2 protein-coding genes are annotated in these 2755 nt (G+C 63.9%); both read left to right on the forward strand.

The genetic code is table 11. The annotated features are described in order from the left end of the window. The coding region (locus EPO09_RS02870; protein WP_367200037.1) for an efflux RND transporter periplasmic adaptor subunit at positions 1-1138 on the forward strand (1138 nt) is incomplete at its 5' end. A gap of 18 nt (positions 1139-1156) precedes the next feature. Next, positions 1157-2755: efflux RND transporter permease subunit (locus EPO09_RS02875; RefSeq protein WP_290639958.1), on the forward strand; the 1599-nt coding region annotated here is incomplete at its 3' end.

Raw genomic sequence — 2755 nt, forward strand, 5'->3', positions numbered from 1 at the left:
CACACTGGCCGTGGCCGGTTCACTTGCTGGCTGCGACAAGTCACAAGATGCCCACGCCGCCCAGGCACCGGGCGGCGCACCTCCAGCGATGCCCGTGAGCGTGGCGGAGGTCATTGCGCGCCCGGTGGCCGAGTTGCGCGAGTTCTCAGGGCTCGTCGAGGCCATCGACAAGGCTCAGGTGCGCCCGCGTGTGGCAGGCACGGTCGACAGCGTGCACTTCCAGCCCGGCAGCCTGGTGAAGAAGGGCGAGGTGCTCTTCGTGATCGACCCTCGCCCGTACCAGGCCGAGGTGGCACGACTGGAGGCATCGGCGGCCAGCTCCAAGGTCAAGCAGGAGCTGGCCCAGACCGAACTGGCGCGCTCCAGGCGCTTGCTCGATGACAACGCCATCGCGCAACGCGACTACGACGAACGCTCGGCCAATGCGCGCCAGCTCGAAGCAGCAGCCCGCGCCGATCAAGCCGCCTTGCAGACCGCCAGGCTCAATCTGGAGTGGACCAGCGTGCGTGCGCCGTTCAATGGCCGCGTGGGCAAGGCCGAGGTCACCACGGGCAACTTGGTGGATGGCAACACCGTGCTGACGACGGTCGTATCGGCCAACCCGATGTACGTGAGCTTCAATGGCGACGAATCCATGTACCTGCAAGTGGGCAAGTTGGTGCGCAGTACCCCAGGCGCCCTCAAGCTGCATGTGGGCCTGGCCAATGAGCAAGGCTTCCCGCATGAAGGCAAGCTTGAGTTCGTCGACAACCAGATCGACCCACAGGCTGGCAGCGTGCGCATGCGTGCCGTGGTTGACAACAAGGATGGCGTGCTGACGCCAGGCCTGTTTGCCAAGGTGCAGTTGGGTGCCGACACGAGCAATGGCGCGGCCTCGCCGCTGGTGCTGGAGCGCGCCGTGGGTACGGACCAGAACCGCAAGTTCGTCTATGTGGTGTCGTCCTCGAACCAGACCGAGTACCGCCCGGTGCAATTGGGCTCCAGCGTGGGCGAATTGCGCGTGGTGCTGTCGGGCCTGAAGCCAGGTGAGCGTGTGATCGTCGATGGCCTGCAGCGCGTGCGCCCCGGTGCGCCGGTCGCGCCACAAGTGGTGCCCATGGAGGCGCCTGCTGCCTCCGCTCCGGCCGCCAAGCCGTAATCCCCACGGAGTGAGGACATGAACATATCCAGAACCTTTGTGGACAGGCCGATCTTCGCGGCCGTGCTGTCCATCTTCATCTTCATCGCGGGGCTGATTGCGATCTTCCGTCTGCCCATTTCAGAGTACCCGGAAGTGGTGCCGCCTTCTGTCGTTGTGCACGCACAGTTCCCGGGCGCCAACCCGAAAGTGATCGCCGAGACCGTGGCAGCGCCGCTGGAGGAGCAGATCAATGGCGTCGAGAACATGCTCTACATGTCCTCGCAAGCGACCACCGATGGCTCACTGACGCTGACGGTCACCTTCAAGATTGGTACCGACGTCGAGCAAGCCGAGACGCAAGTGCAGAACCGCGTACAGCGTGCCTTGCCGCGTCTGCCCGAGGAAGTGCGCCAGATTGGCGTGACGACGGTCAAAAGCTCGCCCAACCTGACCTTGGTCGTGCACTTGCTCTCGCCCAAGGGCACGTATGACGACGTCTACCTGCGCAACTACGCAACGCTCAATGTGAAAGACCGCCTGGCGCGACTGCCCGGCATGGGTGACGTGCAGATCTTCGGTGCCGGTGACTACGCCATGCGCGTATGGCTGGACCCGCAGAAAGTGGCGCAGCGCGGCCTGACGGCCAGCGATGTGGTGGCGTCGATCCGCGAGCAGAACGTGCAAGTGGCCGCCGGCGTGGTGGGGGCGCCACCCGATACCAAGGCGCCGTTCCAGTTGTCCGTGAACGCATCGGGTCGCTTAAGTACGGAAGAAGAGTTCGGCGACATCATCGTCAAGACGAATGCCGATGGCGGCGTGACGCACTTGCGTGACGTGGCCCGCATCGAGCTGGGTTCGAACCAGTACGCGCTGCGCTCGCTGCTCAACAACAAGCCGGCCATCGGGATGGGCATTTTCGAGGCGCCCAACTCGAACGCGCTGCAGTTGTCGGCCGATGTGCGCAAGACGATGGATGAGCTCAAGAAGGACTTTCCGGCCGACGTCGATTACACCATCGTGTACGACCCTACGCAGTTCGTGGGCGACTCCATCAAGGCTGTGATCAAGACGCTGACCGAGGCCGTGGCCCTGGTCGTGCTGGTCGTGATCGTGTTCCTGCAGACCTGGCGCGCCTCGCTGATCCCGCTGCTGGCCGTGCCCGTGTCCATCGTGGGGACGTTCGCCGTGTTGCTGGGCTTTGGCTTCTCGATCAACACACTGTCGCTCTTCGGCCTTGTGCTGGCCATCGGCATCGTCGTGGACGATGCCATCGTGGTCGTCGAAAACGTCGAGCGCAACATCGCCAATGGCCTCAGTCCGCGTGACGCGACCATCCAGGCGATGAAGGAGGTGTCCGGTCCCATCATCGCGATCGCCCTGGTGCTGTGCGCGGTGTTCGTGCCGATCGCCTATGTGTCGGGCCTGACGGGGCAGTTCTATCGCCAGTTCGCGCTGACGATCGCCATCTCGACTGTGATCTCGGCATTCAATTCGCTGACGCTGTCGCCCGCGCTGGCCGCTACGCTGCTCAAGCCGCACGATGCACCCAAGGATGCTTTGTCGCGCCTGATGGACAAGGTGCTGGGGGGCTTCTTCAAGCGCTTCAACCGCGTCTTTGACCGAGCATCGCACAAC

Origin of the sequence: Aquabacterium sp. (assembly GCF_004297345.1) — a bacterium.
Taxonomy (GTDB): Bacteria; Pseudomonadota; Gammaproteobacteria; order Burkholderiales; family Burkholderiaceae_C; genus Aquabacterium.